At 28.0% G+C, this 2,662-nt stretch carries 3 protein-coding genes; 2 read left to right on the top strand and 1 reads right to left on the bottom strand.

Annotated elements, in window-relative coordinates; translation table 11 throughout:
- Positions 1-208: 208 nt before the first annotated feature.
- Positions 209-403 carry a hypothetical protein gene (locus tag BM384_RS16550; RefSeq protein WP_090015295.1) on the bottom strand — a complete coding sequence of 65 codons (195 nt, stop codon included), beginning with the start codon at positions 401-403 and terminating at the stop codon, positions 209-211.
- Between the two features lie 156 nt (positions 404-559).
- On the opposite strand from BM384_RS16550, the gene BM384_RS16545 reads away from it, so the two are divergent.
- Together BM384_RS16545 and BM384_RS16540 are read left to right on the top strand one after the other, a co-directional pair.
- Positions 560-1,447: a hypothetical protein gene (locus BM384_RS16545; RefSeq protein WP_090015293.1), complete on the top strand. Its 888-nt coding sequence runs from the start codon at positions 560-562 to the stop codon at positions 1,445-1,447.
- 344 nt (positions 1,448-1,791) lie between these two features.
- Complete coding sequence (locus BM384_RS16540) at positions 1,792-2,460, top strand: flavin reductase family protein (protein ID WP_090015291.1); 669 nt, start codon at positions 1,792-1,794, stop codon at positions 2,458-2,460.
- The last annotated feature ends 202 nt before the right edge of the window (positions 2,461-2,662 follow it).

The raw sequence follows: 2,662 nt of genomic DNA, 5'->3' as shown, positions 1-2,662 counted from the left end.
CTTCAACTGAATATTTAAATTTTCTTCCCATAAAAAAATACCTCCAAAGTAGAGTTTGGTTATTTACCATGTCTACTTTAGAGGTATCATATCATCATTCAGATACATCATCTTTTTTTATTTACAGACAGTATTAAAACTCATTTTGATACTTACTTGTCAATTCTGGTTTAATTCTTTTAAATATTTAATAGTTAATATGTATAAACTATATTTTTTTTTGATTATTTTTCTTTATTTCATCTAATATTTTTTGTGCATATAAACATATTGTAAACAAGATAGCAAAACCAATTAGCATTACTGTAATCCATAAGGGATCTGAATTCCATATATATATTCCTATTATTACTAAAGAAATTGTTATCAGCGAGTATATACTTGCATTCATTATATTTTTCATATAAAACCTCCAATCACTTATATTATACAATTAATTCTATAACAGTTAAATATTATAATAATAAAAAATTTGCATTTATATGTAATTATTGACAAAAATTCAAAAAAACATAAAATAAAAAGGCGCACTTCTAAAAATAAGGGGGATTATATTATAATGAAAAAAAGTAATAAAATAACTGTAAAGGTAATATTTTTATTAGTAGTTTTATTTGCTATGTTGCAAGTTAATTGTATGTCAGCTAATGCAACAGAAAATAACACTATGTATTCTCAAGAAACTAAAGAATTAATGAACAAATTTCCAATGCTAGAAGAAAGTTTAAAAGCAAATACTACTGGTGAATTAGTTGATAGCTCTGAAGTATACGTAAAATTTACAAAAAAACAAAATTTTACTTTGACTAGAAATAAATCTTACTCACTAGACGAATTAGACACAGATTTTGATGTTAATTATTATACAAAAGAACAATATATAGCTGAAACTAAATTAGGAAAACAACTTAGTACACGCTCAATAGGAGCTCAAGAAGGAGGAAACAGTTCTTGGTTAAAGATGACTCTTCAAGTTTATTACGGAAATGGAAGCAACAAATATTTTGCTTATAATTGCTGTAGTTGGTTAACTAGTCCACTATGTAGATTTACAGATGGAATAGGTATAACTGTATCTAGTCATTTAATCATATCAGGAGATTCTGGTTCTAGACATTCAGAATACATAGCTGGGGATAGCGTTAATGGCGAGCGTTATTACACAAATTCTTATGTTGATATCAATCAAGAAGGAAACGGTGTATTAGCAAAATTCGGTTTATATAAAGATAATATGTGTTGGCAAGGTGAATTCCATAACTTCATGGTGCAAACAGGTGTAAACTTTGCTGGTTACGCATCTACAGAAGGAAGAATAAGTGGACATTATGTGCATAAACAAGTTGGAGTTGGTAGCGTTAGTATGAATCCAACAACTGGAATACCAAGTGTTGGTATAGCTTCATCTGAAGATTCAGTTAAAGCCTCTGTATATGTAAGCAGATAATTAAAAATAAGTGCGCAACAAACCTGAATATTGAATAATTCAAAGTACTGATATAAGTAGTAAAAATAGCTCTATATCAGTGCTTTTCTATTAAGTTATTTTAAGTTTATCAATTTTTATATTTGTAAGTTGATTTTCATCACATTTATAGTTTTCCCTCACAACATCTAAAATTTCACAATAAATATTCCAATGTAAGTTTGTTATTTCTAAATAATATTTATTTAAATATTCCCTACATCCATTACAACCTATATAAAAAATCTAGCTCCATTCTCAATTTCAAATTTTAATGTTATAATCTATGCCATGAAAGAAATATTATTATTGAAAGAGGAACTCTTATGGAAAAATTAAATTTTAAAGGAAGCGTAATGTTAAATCCTACTCCAGTAGTATTAATAACATCTAAAAATAAAGAAGATAAAGTTAATGTTTTTACTGTAGGCTGGATAAGTACAGCTTGCACAAGACCGCCAATATTATCAGTTGCAATTCGTCCCGAAAGACTTTCTCATGAGTACATAAAGGAAAGCGGAGAATGTGTTGTTAATCTTACTACAAGAGATATGGTTAAAATAGTTGATTATTGTGGAATGAAGTCTGGAAGAAAAGAAGATAAAATCAAGCATTTTGGTCTTCAATTAGATGAAGGTCATGGTGTAAATATTCCATCTCTTACTATGTCTCCTGTAGCCTTAGAGTGTAAGTTAAGATCTATTACTCCTCTTGGAAGCCATGATATGTTCTTACTAGATGTAGTAAATGTAAAGGTTGATGAAAATCTTTTAGATGAAAAGGGAAAAATTTGTTTTGATCGTGCTAATCTTATCTGCTATAGCCACGGTGAATACTATGGACTTAATGCTAAGCCGCTAGGTGACTTTGGTTATTCAATTAGAAAGAAAAAGAACAAGGCTACTACAACTGCTAAGAATAATTCAACTGCTAAAACTAACAAAACTAGTAAAGCTGCTAAAAAAAGAAAACTAAGAAATAAAAAGAGACAATAGATAAGTTTGTGTAAACAGATTTATTATTCAAAAAATATTACTGGAAATTTGGGCTTCCAGTAATATTTTTTATTTACTTAATAAAAAAGTATAATCTTAACAACTTATCTCCCGTTGCCAAAACCTTATAAAACTTTATAAAGCTTGTTTAATTCCTTATTCAACCTGTCTGATTTTGTAATGAATAAATTCATATACTACT

This window comes from Clostridium sp. DSM 8431 (assembly GCF_900116755.1).
GTDB lineage: Bacteria > Bacillota > Clostridia > Clostridiales > Clostridiaceae > Clostridium.
Note: the sequence above shows the minus strand (reverse complement) of the source record. Positions and strands in the feature narration are given on the sequence as shown.